The following is a 21,414-nucleotide window of genomic DNA, read 5'->3' as shown; positions in this document are numbered from 1 at the left end:
TATGACCACTCTAACCCTGGAACATGTCTGGAAACGTTTCGGCAGTTTTGAAGCGCTGAAAGACGTCAACCTTAATCTGCCTTCGGGTAAGATGATCACCTTTCTAGGGCCATCTGGCAGTGGGAAAAGCACATTATTCAGGCTCGTTGCCGGCCTGGACGATGCCTCGGAAGGCAACATTCGTTTCGATGGTGAGGATGTCACAAGGCATCCCGCCCACAAGCGCAATGTGGGCATGGTGTTTCAGAACTATGCCCTGTTTCCGCATCTGAATGTGTGGGAAAACATCTCTTACGGGCTAAAATTGCAAAAACGCCCCAAGGCCGAACGTCGCGCCCGTGCTGAAGAGTTGTTAGAGCTGATCAAGCTGCCGCATATCGCGGACCGCTCGATCAAACAGCTGTCGGGCGGGCAGCAACAGCGGGTGTCCATCGCGCGTGCGCTGGCGAAGGAGCCGCGCCTGTTTCTGCTGGATGAACCGTTGTCTGCGCTGGATGCCAAGCTGCGCGAACACATGCAGACGGAACTTTGCGACCTGCAGCAAACATTGGGCATCACCACCATCGTCGTCACCCATGATCAGCGCGAGGCGATGACCATGTCGGATGTGGTTGTGGTGATTGATCAGGGTGAAATTCAACAGGTCGGATCACCGCTTGAGATCTATCGCGAACCAGCTACGGCCTTTGTGGCCGATTTCGTCGGCAGCTCAACCCTGCTGGAGGGAATCGCCCGCAGTGACGGGACGTTTGAATTCAACGGGCAGAGCCTGAAAGTGACCATGCCCGACTGGGTCAGCCGGGATCTGACACCGGGCCTGCTGTGCCTGCGTCCCGAACAGCTGCGCTTGGCGCAGCAATCGGCACAGACACAAAATACAATTGATGTGGACGTCAGCCTGATACGTGATTTGGGATCCGAGATCGAAGTGCAGGCAAGGGCCGGGGCTTACGAGTTTCTGGTTAAGGAAACCTCGGGCCAGCCGCTGGGCTATGGCGTAGGCGACAAGATGCGACTGCAAATCCCCGAAACCGCACATCTGATCAGGGCCTAGGTTGATGACCGTGCAAGACACCACAATTCCCCGCCCCCTGCCCCGGTTCCGGGGCGTTGATCACAAGACCCTGATCCTGATTCCGCCGGGGATCATGCTGCTGATCTTTTTCCTTTGCCCATTCCTGATCATGGGGGCGGTTAGCTTCTATTACCGGGTTCCGGATGGGTTTTATGAACCCGATTTCGTACTGACAAACTATGCCGCGTTCTTTGATCCTGTCTTCCTGACGGCGCTGGGGCGGTCTCTGACCCTTTGCGCCGTGATTTCAGTGGTTTGTGTCAGCCTAGCAATGCCGTTCACCTATCTGGTGTCGCAGATGCGGCGGGGCATTCAGGTGCCCATCGTCATCCTGTTGCTGTGTATCCTCACCCTGTCCGAGGTCATTCTGGGCTTTAGCTGGACGATCCTTCTGTCGCGCACGGCGGGGGCGTCGAATGTGCTGGTGTGGCTGGGCATTCTGGACCGTCCCATATCTTACTATCCCAGCCGCGTCGCCATCATGATCGCCATGCTGCATTTCTGTTTCCCCTTCGCGGTGCTGACGATTTATCCGCCGATCTCGCGCTTTGACCGCAGCCTGCCCGAGGCCGCCGCCACCCTGGGCGCAGGCCCGATCCGCGCCTTTTTCACCGTGGTGATCCCGGCCTTGCGCGGCACCATCATCTCGGCGTTGGTGCTGGTCTTTGTCTTTGCGTTGGGGGCCTATCTGTTCCCGCAGATGCTGGGCCGACCGGCGGATTGGACGTTGTCGGTGCTAATCACCGATCAGGCGATTTACAAATCCAATATCCCCTTTGCCGCCGCCATGTCCGTATTCCTGTGCATCATCTGCTTTGCGCTGATCCTCGGGGTCGGCAAACTGACTAAAAAGACCGAGGGCTGACCTATGCAAAACCGTTTTGGAAAACTCTATGTCCTTGGCATTGCCCTACTTCTGATGCTGCCCTTCATCGTGGTCGCGGGGGTGTCGTTTAACGAAAAGAAACGGCTGTATTTCCCGCCGCGTGGCTTCACCCTGGATTGGTACAAGGATGTGCTAAGCAATTCCGAATGGCTGGGCCCGATCGGCACCAGCCTGACGGTGGCCGCCATTGCCACGTTTGTGGCGGTCTGCATCGCCTTGCCGATCAGTTTCATGATGTGGCGCCACGGTGTGCTGTTTGCCAAGGCGCTATTCGGCCTTGGGCTGGTGCCCTTCATGTTGCCGCCGGTCACCTCGGCGCTGGGATTCCTGATCTTCTGGTCCGAGATTGGCGGTTATGGATCCTTCTGGGCCACCACAATTTCGCATTCGGTATTTTTGGTGACCATCCCGCTGATGATGATCTCATTAGGTTTGGAAACAATTGACGAGGCTTATCTGGACGCGGCCTCATCCCTTGGGGCCAGCGAGGCCGAGATCTTTCGCACCGTAATCCTGCCCCTGATCCTGCCCTTTGTCTTTGGAGCCTCGGCTTTTTGCTTTGTGCTCAGCATGAATGAATACATCATCGCCTTTATGGTAGCGGGTTTCACGGTTGAAACCCTGCCGATCAAAGTGGTGAATTCGCTGCGCTATGGCTACTCGCCTGCGATGGCAGCGGTGTCGGTCTTTGTAGTGCTGGCGGCAGCGGGGCTGTTCCTGACTGTGGCCCGGTTCGGCGATCTTTTGAGAATGGTTGGTGCGCTCGACAAGCCGGACTAAGCGCCCCCCTCAATCCCTACAGGAGCTTAATGATGCGTGCAGATCTTCCGCCCGCCAGTTTTCAGACGCGCGTGCGCGTTGACGACCCCGGCCTGGAAAACCCGTTCGAATGGCGCAGCACCACTACACAGGAGCTGTGCGCGGGTCGCCGGATCGTCATCTTTGCGGTTCCGGCCGCGTTTTCACCCACCTGTTCCGATGAACATCTGCCGGGGTTCGAGGCACTTTATGATGACATCCGCGCCCAGGGCATTGATGAGATCTATTGCCTGGCGGTCAATGACGCCTTTGTCATGTTCCGTTGGGGCAAGGCACTGGGGATCGAAAAGGTTCAACTGATCCCCGATGGCAACGCGGATTTCACCCGCAAGATGGGGATGTTGGTGGAATACACCGCGGATGGGATGGGGCTGCGCAGTTGGCGTTATGCCATGGTTGTGACCGACGGTCAGATCGAATGCCTGTTGTCCGAACCCGGTTTCGACGACAATGCCCCCGATGCGCCCATGGAGGCGTCGGATGCCGGATCGGTTCTGTTCTGGCTCAAGGAAAACCCACGGCACTAAATTCAAAAAAATGGAGTTATTTGAATGACGCATCACTGGTTGATCCTGATCCTGGCCGGCGCATTCGAGATCGGCTGGCCCGTTGGGCTCAAGAACGGGTCGGGTGAGAACGGGACCAACTGGTATTGGATTGCCTTCGCCGTCAGTTCCATGGTGGCCAGCGGGTTTTTTCTTTTTCTGGCGCAAAAGGCTATTCCCATTGGCACCGCCTACGCAGTCTGGACCGGGATCGGCGCCGCAGGCACGTTCTTGATCGGCGTGATGTTTTACGCCGAGGCTGCAACCGTCGGGCGGATGCTGGCGCTGACACTGATTGTCGCGGGGGTGGTGCTGTTCAAGATCACTTCGTGATCGGTTGCGGCGTTGGCAACCCGGGGTGGGGCCGCCAGCGCCGGTGCGTCAAAGCGTAAGCCGACCAAAGCAGCGTTCGTTACGCTGTTCCACGGTTTCGCCATCGGTGGGAACCGGAACATCGCTGAGTTCAAATCGGTTGATCTCGGCCGGTGTCATCCAGTGCACCTCGTCAGGGCCTGCAACCTCAAGCGTGAACCAATAGAAATCGCGGTTGATGCCGATGCTGTCGTAGAATTTCAGGTAGAGTTGGTGTTCGGGTGCATCGCGAGGCAGGTCAGCACCGGTATCCACCGCCAGACCAAAAACGCCTGCGGCCCAGCTGTGCACCCCGACACACGCGCCGGGCTCAATCACATGGCGGCGACCCATCAGGGCCATGTCGGTTCCGCCCGAGGCCACGATACCGTCCGATGGAACAATGGTTTCCAGATTCTCTGCTCGGATATAACGGGTTAGCGCGTATAACGAGGCCGCGTCATTGGCCGAACCCGGCACGTTTTGCAGAGAAATGGTTGAAATGCCAGGAGTGCTTTGCACGGCTTCTTGAATCGTTTCCAACGTGGTCTCGTCGATGATGCCGGTCAGAGCGAATTGGTCTCCACGGGTGGTTACCTCGACCTGCGGATAACCGCAGGCTGTCAGCAGGGTCAGCAAAGCCGTCGTGCCTGGAAATCTGAACGACATGATCAGACACATCCTTTCGCACGTTGAACGTCGGCGAGAATGCGCAACCGGTCTTCAAGGTCGTCGACCACAAATCCTGCAATGTCACTGTCCAGCAGAATATCGTCGTCATTGGTCACAATCCCGGCAATTGTGCTGACGGCCAAATCCGTATTGGCCTGGTCCAGCTGATATTGCAATGCGCCCTGTTCCTGCGCCAGAGCGGTGCAGCTGCGGGTTTGATATGCGGCAGCGATCTCTTCAGGGGTCTCGCAGGCGGCCAGGCTAAGGAACAGCCCGCCAGCTGCAATCAATTTCATGTTCATACTCAGTTGCCTCATACTTGGAATTGGTTGCGTGAACGCGGTCAGCCTTAGTCCGAAACTTAGCGAAATCCACACAGCATCCGATCAATACAACGTGAGGTTCAGGTGAGTGAGCACAGCTGGTCACCGATTGCTGAGCTCACCCAAGGCACCGGGGGTTCTCGGGCCTGATTAACGGGTGAGCGTGTTGCGATCTGGCTTTTTGGTCAGCTTATAACGTAACTGTAAGGCACTGATATTAAACCACTCCTTGCTCTGAGGTTCCCCGCTCACGCATTGGCTGAGCTTTTCTCAGTTGCTGGAATTTGTGGCTGGGCAATTCTGTTCGCATAACTTGCACCCACAAAAATCCGGGTGTGTCACGCTTAACAGGGAATACGCACCGTGACCGATCTTGCCAAACTCAGTGCCACCGAAACAGCGCTTGCCATCCGCGAGCGCCGGGTCTCAGCGACCGAGGTGATGGATGCTGCCATCAACCGTATCGAAGCGGCAAACCCCAAGTTGAACGCCTTTGTTTTCACCGCGTTTGACGAAGCGATGGACGCAGCCAAAGAGGCCGACGCCGCCGTAGCGCGTGGGGATGAGTTGGGTGCGATGCATGGTGTGCCGACGGCGATGAAGGATCTGTTTGACTTCAAGCCGGGCTGGCCCAGCACGTTGGGCGGCATTCCCCAGCTGAAAGAAAACATCGCTGACATGAAATGTGGCTTTGTTGAAAGCATGGAAAACGCAGGCGCGATCTTTGTCGGCAAAACCAACAGCCCCGCCATGGGCTACCGCGGTACCACCGACAACGTGGCCTTTGGCCCAACCTCGAACCCGTTTGATACCAGTCGCAATGCCGGTGGGTCCTCGGGCGGATCCGCCGCCGCTGTGGCTTCGGGGATGTTGCCGATGGCCGAAGGCACCGATGGTGGCGGCTCGATCCGCATCCCGGCGGCTTGGACCAATACGGTGGGATATCGCGCGACAGCAGGTCGGACGCCTCTGCTGGTGCGTCCCAACGGGTTTGCGAACACATTGCCATACATCTTTGAGGGCACCATCACCCGCAATGTGGAAGACGCCATTGTCAGCCTGGGCATTCTTCAGGGCATGCACCCGGCAGACCCGAACTGCCACAATATGGTCAATGACTTCGCGGATGCTGGCCTGCGCGGCATCAAAGGCATGAAAATCGGCTTCAGCCCCAATCTGGACGTGTTCCCGATTGAGAACGAAGTGTCCGAGGTAATCGCTGATGCGGTTAAGGTGTTTGAACAGGCCGGTGCCACAATCGAAGAGATCAAGATTGGCCTGACCCGCGATCAGCACGAATACAGCGACATTTGGTGCCGTCTCTTCGTGCCAATCATGCGCCATGCCTTTGATGGTATGAAAGCCGGTGGGCTGGACCTGCTGTCCGAGGAACACCGCCACGGTCTGCCGCCGGAGCTGCTGGATTGGGTTGAGCGTGTCGGCCCCGGCTATAGCGCCGATGACCTGTATCGTGACTTGTCGGTGCGGACCGAAGTGTTCGATGCTTATCAGGCTACTTTCGCCAAATACGATCTGATCGTGTCCCCAACAGTGGCTGCCATGCCGGTCAAGAACACCGATGACGGCAACACCAAAGGTCCATCCGAGATCAATGGTGTCAAGGTCGATCCGCTGGTTGGCTGGTGCCCGACCTATCTGACCAACTTCACCGGTCACCCGTCGGTATCGGTACCCGCAGGTCTGGGGACATCGGGCCTGCCGGTAGGTCTGCATATTGCTGGTCGCCGTCAGGCAGATGGGGATGTGCTGGCCGCTGCCGCCGCGTTCGAACGGTTGCGTCCCTGGATACAGCATTACGACCGCATCTCACTCTAACTCACAAGAACCTCCCTGACCGGCGTCTTGTTCGCCCTGCGCAGCAGGGCGCCGGTCCCTTTATGTCTAAATCCAACAGGAGAAAACCGATGAAAACCACTTTGAAAGCACTCGCACTTTCAGCTGCAATGGTCGTTGGCGCCACCACTAACGCCATGGCCGAGTCGCGCCCGATCACTGATGCCGTGATCGTAGAATATCTGGAGTTCAACCTGGTTGATGGCGCGAACCCTGATGAGTTCCTGCGCGAAACACTGGCGATGGACGAAGTTCTGGAGGGCTATGATGGCTTTGTCGCCCGTCACCTTGCCCGCAACACCGATGGGTCCTGGGTCGAAGTTGTGTATTGGACCTCGCTGGAAACAGCCGAAGCCGCCTTGCCGCGCTTTGTCGAAGACCCGCGCACCAAGGGCTTCCTGTCATTGGTCGATGGCGACTCGCTGTCGGTGAAATATTCCAACGTCTTTGAATTCTGAAACACACTGGTGCGGCGCAGCCCCTGTGCCGCACCCAACAAAAATTCACAGCGGAAATCCGCGTCTTTCCCCCGCAGAACAACAGGGATACTCATGAAAAACCTCGCCAAGAAAATCGCCGTCAGCTTTGCGCTGGCTTCTGCTGCTGGCATGGCCAGCGCGGACGACATCAAATCAATCACCACTGAACAGGTGCGTTCCGCCGCCGCAGATGCCTGTGCGGACGGTAAGGAATACAAGGTCGCCTATAGCCATTCGGTATCCGAAGTGATCATCGTCAAGCAAGTACGCCGATTTGCCACTGAGCGCGCCGCCGATCTGGGCTGTGTCACCGTACTGCACGACAACACACAGTCGAACAATCTGGAACAGCAGATCAACGCGATCCAGGGCTGGATCACCTTGGGTGTGGACGCCATCGTGGTGCTGCCGATCGAACCCACCGCGCTGCAACCGCTGCAACGTCAGGCACAGGCGCAGGGCATCAAATGGCTGACCTATCTGGGCCAGATGGACGGCTCGGACGGGTTTGTAGGATTTGATCACGCACAATCCGGTCAGATCGTGGCCAATGCAGCCGTCGATTGGGTCAAGGAAAACAACGTCGAAGGCGCCAAGGCGCTGGTGACCACGCTGACGCCGCTTCCGTCGCTGAGCCCACGCTGGACTGAGGTAAAGCGGATCTTTGAAGAAAACGGCATCGAAGTTGTGGCGGAACAGGACGCGGCGGATCAGACCAATGGTCTGCGCGTGACCGAAACGGTTCTGCAACAGCATCCGGATCTAGATATCGTGATCGGCATGGCCGATGACGCCGCCGTTGGTGCCCTGCGTGCGATCAAACTGGCCGGTGCCGACCCTGATGCGATGTTCGTGGCCGGTCAGGATGGCTCGGTAGAGGCGCTGACCGCGATCAAAGATGGTGGGGCGTATCGCGCCTCAGCTGCCATCCTCGTGAACGAGTTGGGTGCCAATATCGTCGATCAGGCACTGAACGCGGTGCGCGGCAATGGACCAGCCTTTGCCTATACGCCGACCGTGCTGGCCACGCATGACGATCAGGCGCTTCTGGATCAGTTGCTGGCCAATTTCGACAACTGAACCACGGCCGACGAGGAGTAACACGATGACTACACCTGCACGACTTGAGGTGAAAGATCTGCGCAAGTCTTACGGATCGGTTGTCGTCCTTAAAGGGGTGGATCTTGCAGTGGAGGCCGGCCAAGTGCTGGCCTTCCTTGGCGCGAACGGGGCCGGAAAATCCACCCTTCTGAACTGTGTAAGCGGAGCACAGGATGCGGATACAGGGGATATCCTTGTCCAGAACGCATCGCTGCGGGGGTTGAACCCTCGTCAGGTTCAGGACCAGGGCGTTGCGATCATTTATCAGCATTTTCAGGTCTTCGAAGGCCTGAGCGTTGCCGAGAATATCTTTCTTGGCCATGAAATCCGGCGCGGTGGCCGTGTGGATCGCCGCGCCCAGAACCGGCAGGCCCGCGCGCTGTTGGAACGGCTGGGGGTTGACGACATCGATCCACGCTCCGATCTGGGATCCCTGGGTGTTGGTGAGCGCAAAGTCGTCGAGATTGCCCGCGCTCTGCGCCTGAAACCAAAATTTCTGATCCTGGACGAACCCACCGCGTCGCTTTCTGACAAAGAGGCCAAGGCCCTGCACGAAGTGATCCGCCAGGCCGTGGCGCGCGACGGGATCGGGGTGATCTACGTCACCCATTTTCTGGACGAAATCCACAAGATTGCAGATCAGGTTACCATCCTGCGCGATGGCCGCATCCTGTGGACCCGCCCGGTGGCCGAAGTGTCCATCGCAGATATGACCGATGCGATTTCGCCCGATGCGCTGATGACCGGGCTGGACAAGACGCCGTTTCAGGCGGATGGCCCGGAAGTCGTGTGGATGGACGATCTGACCACCGGTTTTGTCGGTCCGATCAGCGTCGCGCTGCATCCGGGCGAGGTGTTGGGCATCTATGGACTGATGGGGGCAGGGCGGACCGAACTGCTGGAATGCCTGTCGGGCGCGGCTGCGCAATCCGGGGGAACCCTGAAGATTGACGGAACCACCCGCAAATTTCGTTCGCCCCGCGAAGCGCAGGAACAAGGCGTTGCGCTTGTCGCCAGTGACCGTAAGGAACAAAGCCTGTTCGCCAGTTTTTCGGCGGTCGAGAACTTGTTGGTTCCGCATATGGGGCGCTCGCCCATGCCGCGCATGTTGCGCAATTTCAATCGCGAAAGCTTAGCGTTTGAGCGCGCGGCACGGCGTTTGAACATACAACCCCCGAATCCGCGGTTGCAAGGCCAGCGCTTTAGCGGAGGCAATGCGCAAAAGATCATGGTCAGCCGTTGGTTGATTGATGGGGCAGGGGTCAAACTGCTGCTGTTGGACGAGCCCACCCAAGGCGTCGATATCGGCGCCCGGCACGAGCTTTATGAGGCGCTGGCCGAAGTCAAGCGCAAGGGCACAACCATCATCGTCGCCAGCTCAGACGCGACCGAGATCTGCCTGCTGGCTGACAAGGTCATGGTGCTGGGCCGTGGGCAACAGGTGGCGCTGATCGACAATCCACATGACGAAGAACTGCTGATCGAACTGGCCCACAGGGCTGAACACGGGGCCGAACATGGAACCCAACAGGATGTCCCGGTGGGTGAGACAGAGATGGGAGCGATGCAATGACTGATACGGGACTGACACGCGGCACAACAGGTGCTCCGCTTGATCCTAAAGCCGAAAAAGACTGGTTTGAACTGGCGGTGGCTGCAGCCCTGCCCATGGCAATCGCCTTGTTGGCGTTGTTTTTCTACATCAAAGCGCCGGTCTTCATGACCGTGAACAACTGGATTGCGATCTCGGTACAGGTTTCGGCATTGATGACAATCTCGATCCCATTTGCGCTGCTGCTGATGGCGGGCAAGATCGATCTTTCGGTCGGCTCGACTCTGGCGCTCTGTGGCGTGGTCGCAGGTCTGAGTTTTGAGCCGCTGGGGATCACCGGCGCTGTGCTGCTGACCTTGGCCGTTGGAACCGTGGTCGGAATGATCAACGGCGTGTTTGTGTCATCGCTGGGCATGTCGCCGATCATCGTGACGCTGGGAACGCTGACTTTGATCCGGGGATTGGCGCAATGGCTGGCCCCAAACCCCATCTTCGGCTTTCCCGAGGAATTCCTGGTCATCGGATATGAACGTGTTCTGGGCCTTCCGATCCTGACCTGGATCATGTTGGCTGTGATCGGATTAGGCGTTGGCGTCATGGCGTTGCTGCCCATCGGGCCACAGATCGTCGCGCTGGGTGTCAACAAGCGCGCCGCGTTTCTAGTGGGGTTGCGCGTCAAGGCGATTGGGATCGGCCTTTATGCGGCAACCGGTTTCTTCGTGGCCGTTGCCGCACTGATGAGCATCTCGCGCATCAATTCGGCCCCTGCCGGAACATTGGGCATCGGGGTCGAACTCAGCGTTCTGACGGCGGTTCTGTTGGGCGGTATTCCCTTCACCGGAGGTAAAGGATCCGTCTTGAGGGTGGTTCTTGGGGTCTGGCTGTTGGGCATGTTGTCAAACGGGTTGATTCTGATGAATGTACCCACAGAGTTGAGTCTCATGACAACAGGTCTCGTTCTAATTGTGGCGGCCGCGCTGGACGTCTTGCGTGCGCGACGAAGTTGATCGCAGACTGAGACGATACGGCCCCTCTGCTTGCAGAGGGGTCGGACCTTATTGGGAGGAGGTCTGACAGTGAAGAGATTACCACCTCTGACGAGCCTTCAGGCGTTTGAGGCTGTGTCGCGCCACATGAGCATCAAGCTGGCGGCCGAAGAGCTGTTGCTGACGCCGACAGCAATCAGCCATCGGCTGAAGACGCTGGAAACCCAGCTTGACGTGCAGCTGTTTCACCGACTGACCCGCTCTCTCAAACTGACCACTGAAGGCGAGCTGCTGCGCCCATTTGTGACAAACGCGTTCAGCAATCTGAAACAGGGCATCGAACAACTGGGCACCGACGAGGTCGACGGCGAACTTGTCGTGACCACTACGCGGTCCTTTGCCTGGAGCTGGCTAAGCCCGCGCCTGCCTAATTTCAGCCGCCTTTATCCTGAGCTCGAAGTGAAGGTCATCGCCTCGGACACGGTTCTGGATTTCACGCGTTTCAGTGTGGATGTGTCCATAAGATACACAAATTCCCCTGATCCCGAAGAACATGCAGCCTGGGTTCTGGATGATTATGTCATGCCAATCTGTTCTCGGAGGATCGAGAACAAGATCCGCAGGCCCGAGGACCTGCTGACCCGCGATCTGGTGGAATATGAATGGTTGGGCTTTGAGGTCGGCGATCCGAACTGGCGAGCCTGGTTCAATTCGGTCGGCGTTGAGGCAACCAACCTGCGCACCATCGCCAATTTCAGCGATGAGATCATGTGTATCGAGGCCGCGATGGACGACCGCGCGACGGCCCTTGTCAGCGTCATCGCCGCCTCGCGTGAGATCGAGAGGGGGCGCATCGCGGCGCCATTGCCGATGGTTCTGCGCGACCGCAGCTATTATCTAGTCTGCCCTGCAAAACGCGCGCAATCCGCAAAGATTCGCGCGTTTCAGGACTGGCTGTTGAAAGAAGCCGACATATTCCGTGACAGTCCCTATGGTATGAAGTTCATTCCCCAAGGTGACAATTGATTCGGGTATTCTCAGATCATTTCTCGTGAATACGACCTATGCGGGAATTTCCACCGTCAAAGCTCCCAAATCACCTCCGTCAGAAAGCTGAGAAAAACTTTGCGACGGCTGAAATCTGCTCGATTGTTGGAGAGGCCCCGGTTCCGAATACTCAGCTCATCCAACGAGGGAGGAGCCGAAAATGGCCAAAACCACACTCACGAGACGCGCTCTGCTCAAGTCCGGCGCGGTCGCTGCTGGCGCGCTTGCAATGCCATCGGTCGTCCGGGCTCAGTCCGTAACTGAGATGACGATGCTGGCCTGGTACGGTCAGGCCGAGCCTGATGCGGTTGCAGCATTCGAAGAACTGCACAACGTCAAGATCACCCCGAAATACTATGTCGGCGGTGAACAGATGCTGGCCTTGCTGGCGCAGTCGCCTCCGGGCACATATGACCTGATCCATGCGGATGCGGAATATGTTCAGCAGCTAGTGCTGGCGAACTTTGTCGAAAAGCTGGATCCGTCAGATTACCACTTTGACGACTTCTACCCCGAATTCCACAAATTCCCCGGTCACTGGCACAATGACGAGCTGTATGCCGTGATCAGCCGCTTTGGCTTCCTGGGGATTTCGCACAATCTGGACGCGGTATCGGTCAATGAAGCCTCGTCTTACGACATGCTGTGGGACGAGAAGAACAAGGACAAGGTTGGTCACTTCGACTGGCACCTGCCGAACCTGGGCGTTCTCAGCCTGCGCGACGGCAACGCGGCACCCTATGACATCAGTGGCGATGCCTGGGCCAAGCTGCAGGATACCACGCTGAGCCTGAAACCTCAGGTGCGCGGCTTCTACGATTACGGCGGTGTTCTGTCCTCGCTGAAATCGGGCGAAGTCACAGTGATGCCGGGTATCGGCGAATGGATCACCGGCGTTCTGCGTCGGGACGGGGCCAATGTGACTACCACGATCCCTGAACAGGGCGGCATTCAGTTCACTGAAAGCTTCTCGATCGGGCGCGGTTCAAAAAAGGCCGACCTGGCGCGCAAGTTCATCCAGTACACATCCAGCCCCGAAGGGCAGTTCACACTGGCGAACCTGAACGTCTTCCCGGCAATCATCCCGTCCAAAGTTGGCTGGGAACGCATGATCAACGAGAAACCCGAAGACGCCCGCCATCTGGGTATGTTCAAGGGTGACGGCAATTCGATCGACCTGATCCGGAAGGGCCGCATCCATATCCGTCAGCTGCCTGTGCAGCAGGACTTGGCCGACTGGAATGATTTCTGGTCTGCCTACAAGAGCACCTGACCACTTACGACCACGGTGCTCACTCTTCCCCGCCATCATTCTTTCTCCCCGATGGCGGGGAACCCCTTTCACAACGCAATCGCGTAGGCGGCCCTGATCCTTGGGCCAAATGAGTAAAGATATGACCTCTTCACTTTCCACCCGACGGCTGTCCCGCCTTGCTTATGGAGGCATCTGGAGCCTACCACTGCCCCTATGGCTGGCGGCGTTCTTCCTGGGACCGATGATCTTGTTGATCTGGCTGAGTTTCTGGGACGTGAAGAACTTTCTTCTGACGCCTGATTTCCAACTGGAAAACTGGCAGAAAATGCTAACCGCACCCTATTTCTGGGCGGCTTACCTGCGGACTTTCGTCATCGCGATTAGCGCTGCTGCGTTGGTCAGCCTGATTGCCCTGCCTTGCTCGCTTGCGATCAGCTTTTTCCTAAGCGTGCGCGCCCGGATGGTGATGTTGGGGCTGTTTGTCGTGCCGTTTTTCACCTCGTACCTCGTGCGGGTCTATTCCTGGCAGATTTACCTGACAGAAAACGGCATCGTCATGAAGCTGCTGGCGGCTATCGGGATTGACAGCGGCAGCCTGCTGAACACGCCGCTGGCCTTGATGATCGGGCTGGTGACACTGACCCTGCCGCTGGTGATCGTGATCCAGTCGATTTCGATGCTGTCGCTGGACAAGACACTGATCGATGCCGCCTATAACCTGGGCTGCGGGCCGCGTCGGGTGCTGTTTGCCACCGTGCTGCCAGCGGTACGGCCCGGGATCGTTCTGGGTGCTCTGTTCGCCTTCATCTTCAGCTTTGGGGATTTCGTCACCGCGACCTATCTGGGCGGCGGCAAGTTCACCACCATGTCGATCCTAATCGCGGACACGGTGAAATCCGGGCAGCAATGGCCGCGCGCTGCAGTGGTTGCGCTGATGATGATCGCGACGCTGCTGATCACCGCGCTTGCGTCTATAGCGTATGCTTACCGGAGGACCTGATCCATGCGTGTCTCAGCACTGACCCGCCGTCTGGCCGTCATCTTCATGGGATTGGCTCTGGTTTTTCTCTATGCGCCGATCCTGACGAACTTTGTCTTCTCGCTGAACTCGGACCGGTTCCCAACCATCCCGCTGGGAGGGTTCACCCTGGAATGGTACCGCCTGATCCTTGCCGACGCCCTAGTGATTGATGCATTCAAGAACACCATCAAAATCGCACTGATCGTGGCGCCGATTGCCACCGCCATGGGTTTCGCCGCGGCCTACGCGGATTATCGGTTCAACTTTATCGGCAAACGGCTGGTACTGATCTTTGCCCTGATGCCGCCATTGATCCCTCTAGTGGTCATCGGTTTGGCGATGCTGGCCTACCTGTCGCGCATCGGCCTGTCCGGGACCTTGCCCGCCATCGTGGTCAGCCATATCGTTCTGACCTCACCTTTTGCGATGGCGATCATCCGGCTGCGGTTTTCCCAGATCGACGGAGATCTGGAGTTCGCCGCCCAAAACCTCGGGGCTAGCAACTGGCGCGCCTTTTGGGAGGTGATCATCCCAGCCACCAAAACTTCGATCCTGGCCGCGTTCCTTCTGTGCATGGCCGTAAGCTTTGACGAATACGCCGTCACCTGGTTCGTCGGTGGTCTGGAAGAGACCAGCTCGGTCCGAATCCTCAGCTTCCTGCAATCCGCCGTTAGCCCACGCATCAATGCCATCGGCTCCATCACATTCATCACCTCGATCACCCTGATTCTGGGGGCACAAATCCTGGTGCTGCGTCGTCTGACACGAGGGAACTCATGAACAGCCTGTCCGAAATCAAACTCGCGCGCAGCGTCGCGCCCTCAGAATTGGAGCGCCCCATGTCGCACGCGCATATCTCGCTGAGAAACATCCGCAAGACCTATGGCGACGCAGTGGCGGTCGAGAATCTGAACCTCGATATCGAAGAAGGCAAATTTGTCGCCATCATGGGCCCCTCGGGCTGCGGCAAATCCACCATGCTGCGGATGCTGGCAGGGCTTGAGGATGTGACCGGTGGGGACATCCAGCGCGAAGGTCAGCGGATCAATGAGTTGTCGATTTGGGAACGTGACATGCCCATGGTCTGGCAGTCATTGGCCCTGTTTCCGTTCCTGACCGTGCGCGAAAATGTCGAATTTGGCCTGCGCATGAAAGGTGTCGGTAAGGCCAAACGCAAGACCCGCGCTTTGGACTGGCTGCAAAAGCTGGGGTTGGAAGGCTACGCCGATCGCGGTATCGACCAGCTTTCGGGCGGTCAGCGTCAGCGTGTTGCGCTGGCCCGTTGCCTAGTGACCGAACCGTCGGTGCTGTTGCTGGACGAACCGCTGTCAGCGCTCGACGCCCATTTGTCGGTTCAGATGCAGGGCGAGCTGAAGCGGCTTCAGCGCGAGCTGGGCATTACTTTTGTCTATGTCACACACAGCCATTCCGAGGCGTTCTCGATGGCCGATACCGTGGTCATCATGAACCAGGGCCGAATTGAACAGGCAGGCGGCCCCGAGGATATCTATCTGCGCCCCGCCACTCCATTTGTCGCTCGTTTCCTGGGGGGATCATCAATCTTCGATTGCAAGGCGCGTCGCCTGAAAACCGGTGAGATGGTCCTGGAAGGCCCTGATGGCAGATTCAAATGTACCGGGTCTGAACTGGCAGATCTGGATGAGGGTCAGCAGGTCAGCCTGATCGTTCGCGCTGATCAGATCTCGGTCACGGCCAAGGCCGGCTGGGCAGAAAACGAAGTCGCCGCACGTGTTGTCGGCGAAGAGTTTATCGGCGCGCTAGTCAACCTGAGGCTGGAAACGGCAGCAGGCACAGCCATCACCGTTCAGCTACAACAGCGCGACATGCAGGCGCTGGATATCGAAGTCGGGGCCACGGTGACCGCCAGCTGGCATCCCGAAGACGGCCACATCATCAACGGATAACGACAAATCAAAGGAGCCAATTATGGCCAAGAAGAAAATCTTAGTTTACGGCGACAGCAACACCTGGGGATGGATCGGTGTTGAAGAGGCTTTCCCCTCGACCCGCTACGGCGATGACGAACGCTGGGCCGGTGTCATGGCCGCTGAACTTGGCGAAGGTTATGACGTCGCTGTCGACGGGTTGACCGTGCGTGCCACCAATCTGGACGACTCGATGGATTGGAATGCCATCAAAGCGGACATGTTCAACGGCGCCAAAACTTTGCCTGCCGCGATTGCGCGGGAAATGCCCGTGGATCTGTTGATCATCATGCTGGGGAGCAACGACCTGAAAGCTGAAACAGATCGGTCTGCAGAAGACATTGCCAATGCGATCATCGACGTCGCAAAGGTGGCCCAAGGCTGCGGCGGCGGCGTGGCCTATCACTATGAGGCGCCGCAGGTTCTGGTTGTCTCTCCGCCCCCGGTCAACGACATGCCACACCCCGATTTTGCAGGAATGTTCGAAGGCGGCAAAGCCAAGGCCGAAGCGCTGGGTGCAGCGCTCAAATCAGCGGCCGATGCGGCAGGCGTCGCCAGCTTTGATGCAGGCGCTGTCCTCGGCAACGTGCAGGGCGTGGATGGTCTGCATATGAGCAAGGATCAACACGCACAATTGGGCCGCGCCATCGCGGAGCGTGTCAAGACACTTTGATTTTTCCGAAACACCACCACTCACACCTACACCCATCATGCAACAGGAGGAGTTTTCCATGATGAAACTAGCAACGGGCCTGAAAACCGCCGCATTGGCGACCGCTCTGGCCATTGGAACCATGGGCGCAGCAATGGCCGCTGATCTGAGCAAAGCCGGAACAATCGAATACGTGACCTTCCAGGCGAAAGACGGCGTGACCGTCGAACAAATGGCCGAAGTTGCGGCAGGTGGTACAATCAACGCTAACATGCATGAAACCTATGACGGTTTTGTGGATCGCCATGTTGCGTTGCAGGCCGATGGCGTCTGGATCGAGGTTGTTTACTGGGAAAGCGAAGAAAAAGGCCGTGCGGCTTTGGACAAGTTCGTCAAAGATCCGGTGAACAAGCCCTTCCTGGATTTGGTGAATGCCGACACGGTGACAATCACCTATTCGGACATCCACTAAACCCCTTGATCAGGCCGCCCCTCTGCCGGACGGCCTGATTTAATTCGTTTCCGTCTCTTTCATACGGTTTTTTCAGCTTTGTGTGTGCCGAACGTCCGTGTCATGAAAGGACAAGATGAAGCGACGCCTACCACCCCTGAACGCGATACGTGCCTTTGAAGCGGCTGCCCGACTGGAAAGCATTTCGGACGCCGCCGATGAACTGTCGGTAACGCCCACAGCAATCAGCCACCAGATCCGGCATCTTGAAAACCTGCTGGATCTAAAGCTGTTCGAACGCTCGGGCCGCAGCATCACGCTGACCGATCAGGGGGCCCGAATGCTGCCGGATATTACCCGTGGCATGGACAGTCTGGCCGCGGCCTTTGCTGAGACTTACGGTAATCTTGATACCAACACGGTGACTATTTCGACCACGCGCGAATTCGCCCGTTTTTGGCTGCAGCCCAGGCTTGGTGATTTCTATGATACTTTCCCGCAACTGACGCTCAACATCTTTGCCAGCGAAAACGCCGTCGACATGAGCGGCAGCGAAATTGATGTCGCCGTGCGCTATGGTGGAAAGCCATCAGAAGGCAGCGATGAGATCGAGCTGTATCAGGAATATTACGTAGCCGCCGTCAGCCGCGAACTGCTGATCCCCAACCGTGCTGCCCGCACTGAATTTCTGATCAAAAAGCGATTGATCGACGTGCGCTGGGAGAATTCCTCGCTGACCGCGCCCTCGTGGAAAGCATGGTTTGATGCCGCTGGTATCAAGGATTTCGACAATTTCCGGCGGATGAGTTTCGATGCCTATAATCTGGCCTTTGATGCCCTACGACGCGGCCACGGCGCAGCGCTGCTGAGCCGGACAATAGTCCGATCGGCTGAGTTCCGGGACGAGTTCGTCGAGATGGAGGGGCCGCAATTGCCCGGCTATTTCTACCGCGTTTTACGATCGCCTCAGGGGATGCGAAAGCGCGCCGTGCGGCAGTTTGTCGAATGGCTGGAAGAAGAAGCGTCCAGATCACCAATAAGTGACCACAAATAGGGTAGTTACCAAAAAGTGCCCTGTTCGAAACAGGGCTCAAAAAGGCTAGATTTACGCGCAGATTGATCCCTTGTTGATCCCTTGCCACAGGATGGTTCCGATGATCCGCGTCGTCGCAATTCTTGCCTTTCTGGTCGGTGCCATACCGTCGATGGTTTGGGCCGATTTTCGAATACTTGCCTTGGGCGATAGCAACACCTGGGGATCGAATGCTTCCGGCCCGCGGCACGGCGATGACGTGCGGTGGGGGCGGGTGCTTGATGCGGCCCTCCCAAACGCTGTGGTGGTGGAGGAGGGTCGCATCGGCCGCCGCACCGATCTTGGCGGCGGGCGCGCGCTGGACAATATCGGCAAGCTGGTGACAACGCCCATTCCCGAACTGGCCGGTCAACATTTACCGCTGGATATGGCCGTGGTCATGCTGGGAACCAACGATCTGCAATCAGGGCAGGGCCGCGACGCGGATGAGATCGCACGGTCCGCCTTTTCGCTGGCGCGGATCCTGCTGGATGGTGGGGTTAAACAGGTGCTGGTCGTGACACCTCCACCTTTGACCAACCCCGAACGCGGCGGCCTTTCAGGCATTTTCGGCAGATCGCAGGACCTGTCCGAAGAATTACCTGCGGCTTATGTGCGCCTTTCGCGCGAAACCGGCATTCCGGTCTTTGACGCGGGCACGGTGACCCGGGCGGATGGCGCAGATGGTGTACATCTGACGGCCGGGGCGCAACGCGCGTTGGGCACGGCACTGGTGCCGGTGGTGCAAGAAATGCTGCCGAATAACGGTTAACGCAACATATTGAAATTATTGAAACAGGAGACTGACCAGGATGAACAGACGGATTTTCTGCACCACCTCGCTTGCAGCTTTGGCACTGGCGACAACCGGACGCGCTGCGACGGACGATCAGATCACCTTCCACTTCTACGGTGCGCTGGATTGCCCACCCTGCATGGCGTTCAAACGCAATCACCTTGCGAATGTTCAGGCCGAAGGTCAGTCGCTGGGCTTTGCGGTCGAAGAGAACGTGATCGCAAAAACCCGCGATGTGCCGAACGCTGGCGTTTACGGCGACCGCGACCCGATCCTGCGTCAGGCTGCGCCGCAGCTTGATCTGATTTACCCTCCGATCTTCTTCGTTTCGCAAGGCGGTCAGATCAAATCGGTGCATGGCCACGATTGGCAGGCAGCGTTGGAAGAAGCCCGGCGGTTGGCTGGTCAGGCCTGATGAACTGGGCGCGCGCCTTGCTGATTGGCGCCTGCCTCTGTCTGGCGGGCGCGTCCCATGCGCAGGATTTGCAGGGGCGTGACACGGCTGGCAACTGGCGGGTGACACACTATTCTTCTCATGGCATCTGGAACGCCATTTGCGATGAGCGGGAAGAAGACGGCGCGTTGAAACAGCGCTGTTATATCCGTTGGGTGGACGTCTACGCCCCTGCACCTCAATTCGGCGCTCTGTTCATCTTTGTTACCCCGCGCGAAGGGTTCCTGCCAGGCCAGCATGACGTGATGTTTGGACCCGAGCGCGGCACCGCGTTTCTGCCCGACGGGTTCATTGTGACTAAGGATGGCAAAACCATATGGCAGCTACAAGAACGCCGTTGCCTGCTTTGGGCCGATTGCGAATTGGCTGAGGTGCAATCGGCGTCAGTGCTCAAGGCCATGCTGTCGGGCAAGGCGATGGAGTTTGCCTTTGTCGATCGCGACAACCGCCGCTTTGATCTGGAATGGTCGCTGGAGGGCTTTGCCGAAGCCTATGCTGCCTATGAGGAACAATGGGCCCTGCGTCAATAACTCCCGAAGGTCCCATGCAAAAGGCCACCCCGATGGGGTGGCCGTTCTGGTCAGATCCAGCAGGGTTCAGTGGTCGTGAAAGATCGCGTCGCCCTTGCCGTCTTGGAAGATGAACAGGATGCAGTCTTCTTCGCTGACGCAGGCATCGCTGTGGAACGCATTGCCGGGCTGGGTTACGCGCGAACCGACCGGCAGAACCTTGGTTTCACCAGCAAAGCTGTGCTGCCATTCGCCCTGGATAGTGATGCCCTCATACTCATAGGTATGCGCATGTTCGACACCTTCATAACCACCGGGCAAGCGCAGATACATGGCGTACGGCCCGGTGTCACGATTGCCCCACAGGATCGACAGCGACAGCGGGGTGCCTTCGATATCAATCCATTTGATATCGTCGTATTTGGTCATCAGCCCAGTATCGGCAACGGCTGCGGTGGCTGCAACAGTGGACACGACGGCCGCGGCTGCGAGTTTAAAAAGACCCATGGTTTTATCTCCTTGTATTTTGTTTTGCGACGGGTGTCCGCCATAGGGATCGGGATGCCGCAGAAAGTACGCATTTCGTGCAGCGGAAAAATATGCAGCACTGCAATCCTTGAGTTCAGAGGTGCCTATGAAGCTGAGCAGCGATGATCTGATGGTGGTTCTGGCCCTGTGCCGAGAAGGCACTCTTGAGCGCGCAGGCCAGTTTCTGAGCCGCGATGCCTCATCTGTGTTTCGGGCGATCAAACGGATCGAGGCCAAAGTAGGCAGTCCGTTGTTCGAACGTTCCAAGGCCGGGTTTCAGCCCTTTCCTGTGGCTGAGGAATTAGCCGAAAAAGGCCGGTCCATCAGTGCGGCCCTCTCCGAGGCGGATGCCATCTGTTCGGAAATCGGGGATGTCCAGTCGGGTAAGCTGCGAGTAACCACCACAGATGTCTTGCTTGAACATGTGATCCTACCCAATATGGGCGCTCTGCGTCAGATGATGCCACAGCTAAGCGTTCAGTTCAGCACCAGCAATCAGGTCATGCAACTGTGGGAGAGGGGATTTGACCTGGCAATCCGGCCCTCGTCAAATCCCCCCGATCAGTTGTTGGGACAGTGTCTCGAACGGTTCGGTTACGTGGCAGTTTGCGCCACGGATTATGAGCAAAGCGCGCAGGCACAGAGGGGCGATTTTTCAAAGCTGAATTGGCTCGTGCCTGGCGGTGCGCTGAAACAGCACCCTATCCGTAAAGGATTGGCCGAACAGTTGAAAAGCGCAGCCAGCATTCTAAGTTTCGATTCCATGAATCTTATGCTGGAGGGCGTTCATTTGGGGTTGGGGGTAGCTGTAATCCCCGATCTTGCGCCCCTAACCCGGGGGCTGGTGCGGCTCGATATGCCGGTGGCGCAGGACAGCACAGAGTTGTGGAGCCTCTATCACCCCAGTAACCGGGGAAACCTGCTGCTTCAGGGGTTCACCAAATTTGTCAAAACCGCGCTGGCTGAGACCTGAACGGCCTCTTATGGAGAGCACCGCAAAGTGTGGGGCAATCAGGCTACCATTTGCGTTTCTTCGTGAG

Annotated in this window: 25 protein-coding genes; 22 read left to right on the top strand and 3 right to left on the bottom strand. The window is 57.7% G+C overall.

The genetic code is table 11. The features are described 5' to 3' along the window. Position 1 precedes the first annotated feature (1 nt). The 5 genes from GOW16_RS21920 to GOW16_RS21900 are packed head-to-tail and all read left to right on the top strand — an operon-like array spanning position 2 to position 3,658. Entirely contained in the window at positions 2-1,054 is a 1,053-nt protein-coding gene (locus GOW16_RS21920; protein ID WP_170419608.1) for an ABC transporter ATP-binding protein, read from the top strand. A 4-nt stretch (positions 1,055-1,058) separates the two neighbouring features. Then, the gene (locus GOW16_RS21915; protein WP_217354713.1) at positions 1,059-1,940 is read left to right on the top strand and encodes an ABC transporter permease; all 882 of its coding nucleotides are present in this window, start codon (positions 1,059-1,061) and stop codon (positions 1,938-1,940) included. A 3-nt stretch (positions 1,941-1,943) separates the two neighbouring features. After that, a complete protein-coding gene (locus GOW16_RS21910) occupies positions 1,944-2,741 on the top strand; it encodes an ABC transporter permease (RefSeq protein WP_170419606.1) in 798 nt (265 codons plus the stop codon). A gap of 32 nt (positions 2,742-2,773) precedes the next feature. After that, positions 2,774-3,307 (top strand): peroxiredoxin, encoded by a 534-nt coding sequence (locus GOW16_RS21905; protein ID WP_254429878.1) that lies wholly within the window; start codon positions 2,774-2,776, stop codon positions 3,305-3,307. 24 nt (positions 3,308-3,331) lie between these two features. Continuing rightward, positions 3,332-3,658 (top strand): DMT family transporter, encoded by a 327-nt coding sequence (locus GOW16_RS21900; protein ID WP_170419602.1) that lies wholly within the window; start codon positions 3,332-3,334, stop codon positions 3,656-3,658. 48 nt (positions 3,659-3,706) lie between these two features. Here GOW16_RS21900 and GOW16_RS21895 read toward each other — a convergent pair whose 3' ends face one another. Together GOW16_RS21895 and GOW16_RS21890 are read right to left on the bottom strand one after the other, a co-directional pair. Continuing rightward, entirely contained in the window at positions 3,707-4,345 is a 639-nt protein-coding gene (locus GOW16_RS21895) for an alpha/beta hydrolase (RefSeq protein WP_170419600.1), read from the bottom strand. Between the two features lie 2 nt (positions 4,346-4,347). Continuing rightward, complete coding sequence (locus GOW16_RS21890; protein ID WP_170419598.1) at positions 4,348-4,644, bottom strand: hypothetical protein; 297 nt, start codon at positions 4,642-4,644, stop codon at positions 4,348-4,350. Between the two features lie 390 nt (positions 4,645-5,034). Between GOW16_RS21890 and GOW16_RS21885 the strand changes: the two genes are divergently transcribed. From GOW16_RS21885 to GOW16_RS21810, 16 genes are all read left to right on the top strand, one after another. Further along, positions 5,035-6,507: an amidase gene (locus GOW16_RS21885; RefSeq protein WP_170419596.1), complete on the top strand. Its 1,473-nt coding sequence runs from the start codon at positions 5,035-5,037 to the stop codon at positions 6,505-6,507. Between the two features lie 89 nt (positions 6,508-6,596). Continuing rightward, positions 6,597-6,983: a hypothetical protein gene (locus tag GOW16_RS21880; RefSeq protein ID WP_170419595.1), complete on the top strand. Its 387-nt coding sequence runs from the start codon at positions 6,597-6,599 to the stop codon at positions 6,981-6,983. 93 nt (positions 6,984-7,076) lie between these two features. Beyond that, positions 7,077-8,084 carry a sugar ABC transporter substrate-binding protein gene (locus GOW16_RS21875; protein WP_170419592.1) on the top strand — a complete coding sequence of 336 codons (1,008 nt, stop codon included), beginning with the start codon at positions 7,077-7,079 and terminating at the stop codon, positions 8,082-8,084. 25 nt (positions 8,085-8,109) lie between these two features. Further along, positions 8,110-9,678 (top strand): sugar ABC transporter ATP-binding protein, encoded by a 1,569-nt coding sequence (locus GOW16_RS21870; protein WP_170419590.1) that lies wholly within the window; start codon positions 8,110-8,112, stop codon positions 9,676-9,678. Then, positions 9,675-10,664 carry an ABC transporter permease gene (locus GOW16_RS21865; RefSeq protein WP_170419589.1) on the top strand — a complete coding sequence of 330 codons (990 nt, stop codon included), beginning with the start codon at positions 9,675-9,677 and terminating at the stop codon, positions 10,662-10,664. Before GOW16_RS21870 ends, GOW16_RS21865 begins: the two co-directional genes overlap by 4 nt. Positions 10,665-10,733: 69 nt before the next feature. Beyond that, positions 10,734-11,669 (top strand): LysR substrate-binding domain-containing protein, encoded by a 936-nt coding sequence (locus GOW16_RS21860; protein ID WP_170419588.1) that lies wholly within the window; start codon positions 10,734-10,736, stop codon positions 11,667-11,669. A gap of 181 nt (positions 11,670-11,850) precedes the next feature. After that, positions 11,851-12,963: an ABC transporter substrate-binding protein gene (locus tag GOW16_RS21855; RefSeq protein WP_170419587.1), complete on the top strand. Its 1,113-nt coding sequence runs from the start codon at positions 11,851-11,853 to the stop codon at positions 12,961-12,963. A gap of 121 nt (positions 12,964-13,084) precedes the next feature. Further along, on the top strand, positions 13,085-13,945 hold the full coding sequence (locus GOW16_RS21850) for an ABC transporter permease (protein ID WP_170419586.1): 861 nt from the start codon (positions 13,085-13,087) through the stop codon (positions 13,943-13,945). Between the two features lie 3 nt (positions 13,946-13,948). Next, entirely contained in the window at positions 13,949-14,746 is a 798-nt protein-coding gene (locus GOW16_RS21845) for an ABC transporter permease (protein ID WP_170419585.1), read from the top strand. A 59-nt stretch (positions 14,747-14,805) separates the two neighbouring features. Further along, a complete protein-coding gene (locus GOW16_RS21840) occupies positions 14,806-15,891 on the top strand; it encodes an ABC transporter ATP-binding protein (protein ID WP_170419648.1) in 1,086 nt (361 codons plus the stop codon). Between the two features lie 22 nt (positions 15,892-15,913). Continuing rightward, on the top strand, positions 15,914-16,585 hold the full coding sequence (locus GOW16_RS21835; RefSeq protein ID WP_170419584.1) for a GDSL-type esterase/lipase family protein: 672 nt from the start codon (positions 15,914-15,916) through the stop codon (positions 16,583-16,585). 58 nt (positions 16,586-16,643) lie between these two features. Then, positions 16,644-17,036, top strand: coding sequence for a hypothetical protein (locus GOW16_RS21830; protein ID WP_170419583.1), 393 nt, complete (start codon positions 16,644-16,646; stop codon positions 17,034-17,036). Positions 17,037-17,151: 115 nt separating this feature from the next. Beyond that, complete coding sequence (locus GOW16_RS21825) at positions 17,152-18,069, top strand: LysR substrate-binding domain-containing protein (RefSeq protein WP_170419581.1); 918 nt, start codon at positions 17,152-17,154, stop codon at positions 18,067-18,069. Positions 18,070-18,169: 100 nt separating this feature from the next. Beyond that, a complete protein-coding gene (locus GOW16_RS21820) occupies positions 18,170-18,859 on the top strand; it encodes a GDSL-type esterase/lipase family protein (RefSeq protein ID WP_170419580.1) in 690 nt (229 codons plus the stop codon). A gap of 40 nt (positions 18,860-18,899) precedes the next feature. Next, entirely contained in the window at positions 18,900-19,298 is a 399-nt protein-coding gene (locus tag GOW16_RS21815; RefSeq protein ID WP_170419578.1) for a hypothetical protein, read from the top strand. Beyond that, on the top strand, positions 19,298-19,867 hold the full coding sequence (locus GOW16_RS21810) for an invasion associated locus B family protein (RefSeq protein WP_170419576.1): 570 nt from the start codon (positions 19,298-19,300) through the stop codon (positions 19,865-19,867). The genes GOW16_RS21815 and GOW16_RS21810 overlap by 1 nt, the downstream gene beginning before the upstream one ends. A 66-nt stretch (positions 19,868-19,933) precedes the next feature. On the opposite strand, the gene GOW16_RS21805 is transcribed toward GOW16_RS21810, so the two are convergent. Further along, on the bottom strand, positions 19,934-20,353 hold the full coding sequence (locus GOW16_RS21805) for a DUF4437 domain-containing protein (protein WP_170419574.1): 420 nt from the start codon (positions 20,351-20,353) through the stop codon (positions 19,934-19,936). A 127-nt stretch (positions 20,354-20,480) separates the two neighbouring features. Here GOW16_RS21805 and GOW16_RS21800 point away from each other — a divergent pair, with 127 nt between their 5' ends. Next, the gene (locus GOW16_RS21800; RefSeq protein WP_170419572.1) at positions 20,481-21,347 is read left to right on the top strand and encodes a LysR family transcriptional regulator; all 867 of its coding nucleotides are present in this window, start codon (positions 20,481-20,483) and stop codon (positions 21,345-21,347) included. The last annotated feature ends 67 nt before the right edge of the window (positions 21,348-21,414 follow it).

Origin of the sequence: Ruegeria atlantica (assembly GCF_013033965.1) — a bacterium.
GTDB lineage: Bacteria > Pseudomonadota > Alphaproteobacteria > Rhodobacterales > Rhodobacteraceae > Ruegeria > Ruegeria atlantica_D.
This window is presented reverse-complemented; position numbering and strand designations above follow the sequence as displayed.

Bases quoted from the DNA above. Each gene is read 5' to 3' on its own strand.
- GOW16_RS21805 (WP_170419574.1), bottom strand. From the start codon at position 20,353: ATGGGTCTTTTTAAACTCGCAGCCGCGGCCGTCGTGTCCACTGTTGCA.
- GOW16_RS21875 (WP_170419592.1), top strand. From the start codon at position 7,077: ATGAAAAACCTCGCCAAGAAAATCGCCGTCAGCTTTGCGCTGGCTTCT.
- GOW16_RS21810 (WP_170419576.1), top strand. From the start codon at position 19,298: ATGAACTGGGCGCGCGCCTTGCTGATTGGCGCCTGCCTCTGTCTGGCG.
- GOW16_RS21865 (WP_170419589.1), top strand. From the start codon at position 9,675: ATGACTGATACGGGACTGACACGCGGCACAACAGGTGCTCCGCTTGAT.
- GOW16_RS21835 (WP_170419584.1), top strand. From the start codon at position 15,914: ATGGCCAAGAAGAAAATCTTAGTTTACGGCGACAGCAACACCTGGGGA.
- GOW16_RS21830 (WP_170419583.1), top strand. From the start codon at position 16,644: ATGATGAAACTAGCAACGGGCCTGAAAACCGCCGCATTGGCGACCGCT.
- GOW16_RS21880 (WP_170419595.1), top strand. From the start codon at position 6,597: ATGAAAACCACTTTGAAAGCACTCGCACTTTCAGCTGCAATGGTCGTT.
- GOW16_RS21900 (WP_170419602.1), top strand. From the start codon at position 3,332: ATGACGCATCACTGGTTGATCCTGATCCTGGCCGGCGCATTCGAGATC.
- GOW16_RS21915 (WP_217354713.1), top strand. From the start codon at position 1,059: ATGACCGTGCAAGACACCACAATTCCCCGCCCCCTGCCCCGGTTCCGG.
- GOW16_RS21815 (WP_170419578.1), top strand. From the start codon at position 18,900: ATGAACAGACGGATTTTCTGCACCACCTCGCTTGCAGCTTTGGCACTG.
- GOW16_RS21825 (WP_170419581.1), top strand. From the start codon at position 17,152: ATGAAGCGACGCCTACCACCCCTGAACGCGATACGTGCCTTTGAAGCG.
- GOW16_RS21850 (WP_170419586.1), top strand. From the start codon at position 13,085: ATGACCTCTTCACTTTCCACCCGACGGCTGTCCCGCCTTGCTTATGGA.
- GOW16_RS21895 (WP_170419600.1), bottom strand. From the start codon at position 4,345: ATGTCGTTCAGATTTCCAGGCACGACGGCTTTGCTGACCCTGCTGACA.
- GOW16_RS21905 (WP_254429878.1), top strand. From the start codon at position 2,774: ATGCGTGCAGATCTTCCGCCCGCCAGTTTTCAGACGCGCGTGCGCGTT.
- GOW16_RS21855 (WP_170419587.1), top strand. From the start codon at position 11,851: ATGGCCAAAACCACACTCACGAGACGCGCTCTGCTCAAGTCCGGCGCG.
- GOW16_RS21820 (WP_170419580.1), top strand. From the start codon at position 18,170: ATGATCCGCGTCGTCGCAATTCTTGCCTTTCTGGTCGGTGCCATACCG.
- GOW16_RS21870 (WP_170419590.1), top strand. From the start codon at position 8,110: ATGACTACACCTGCACGACTTGAGGTGAAAGATCTGCGCAAGTCTTAC.
- GOW16_RS21910 (WP_170419606.1), top strand. From the start codon at position 1,944: ATGCAAAACCGTTTTGGAAAACTCTATGTCCTTGGCATTGCCCTACTT.
- GOW16_RS21840 (WP_170419648.1), top strand. From the start codon at position 14,806: ATGTCGCACGCGCATATCTCGCTGAGAAACATCCGCAAGACCTATGGC.
- GOW16_RS21800 (WP_170419572.1), top strand. From the start codon at position 20,481: ATGAAGCTGAGCAGCGATGATCTGATGGTGGTTCTGGCCCTGTGCCGA.
- GOW16_RS21890 (WP_170419598.1), bottom strand. From the start codon at position 4,644: ATGAAATTGATTGCAGCTGGCGGGCTGTTCCTTAGCCTGGCCGCCTGC.
- GOW16_RS21845 (WP_170419585.1), top strand. From the start codon at position 13,949: ATGCGTGTCTCAGCACTGACCCGCCGTCTGGCCGTCATCTTCATGGGA.
- GOW16_RS21920 (WP_170419608.1), top strand. From the start codon at position 2: ATGACCACTCTAACCCTGGAACATGTCTGGAAACGTTTCGGCAGTTTT.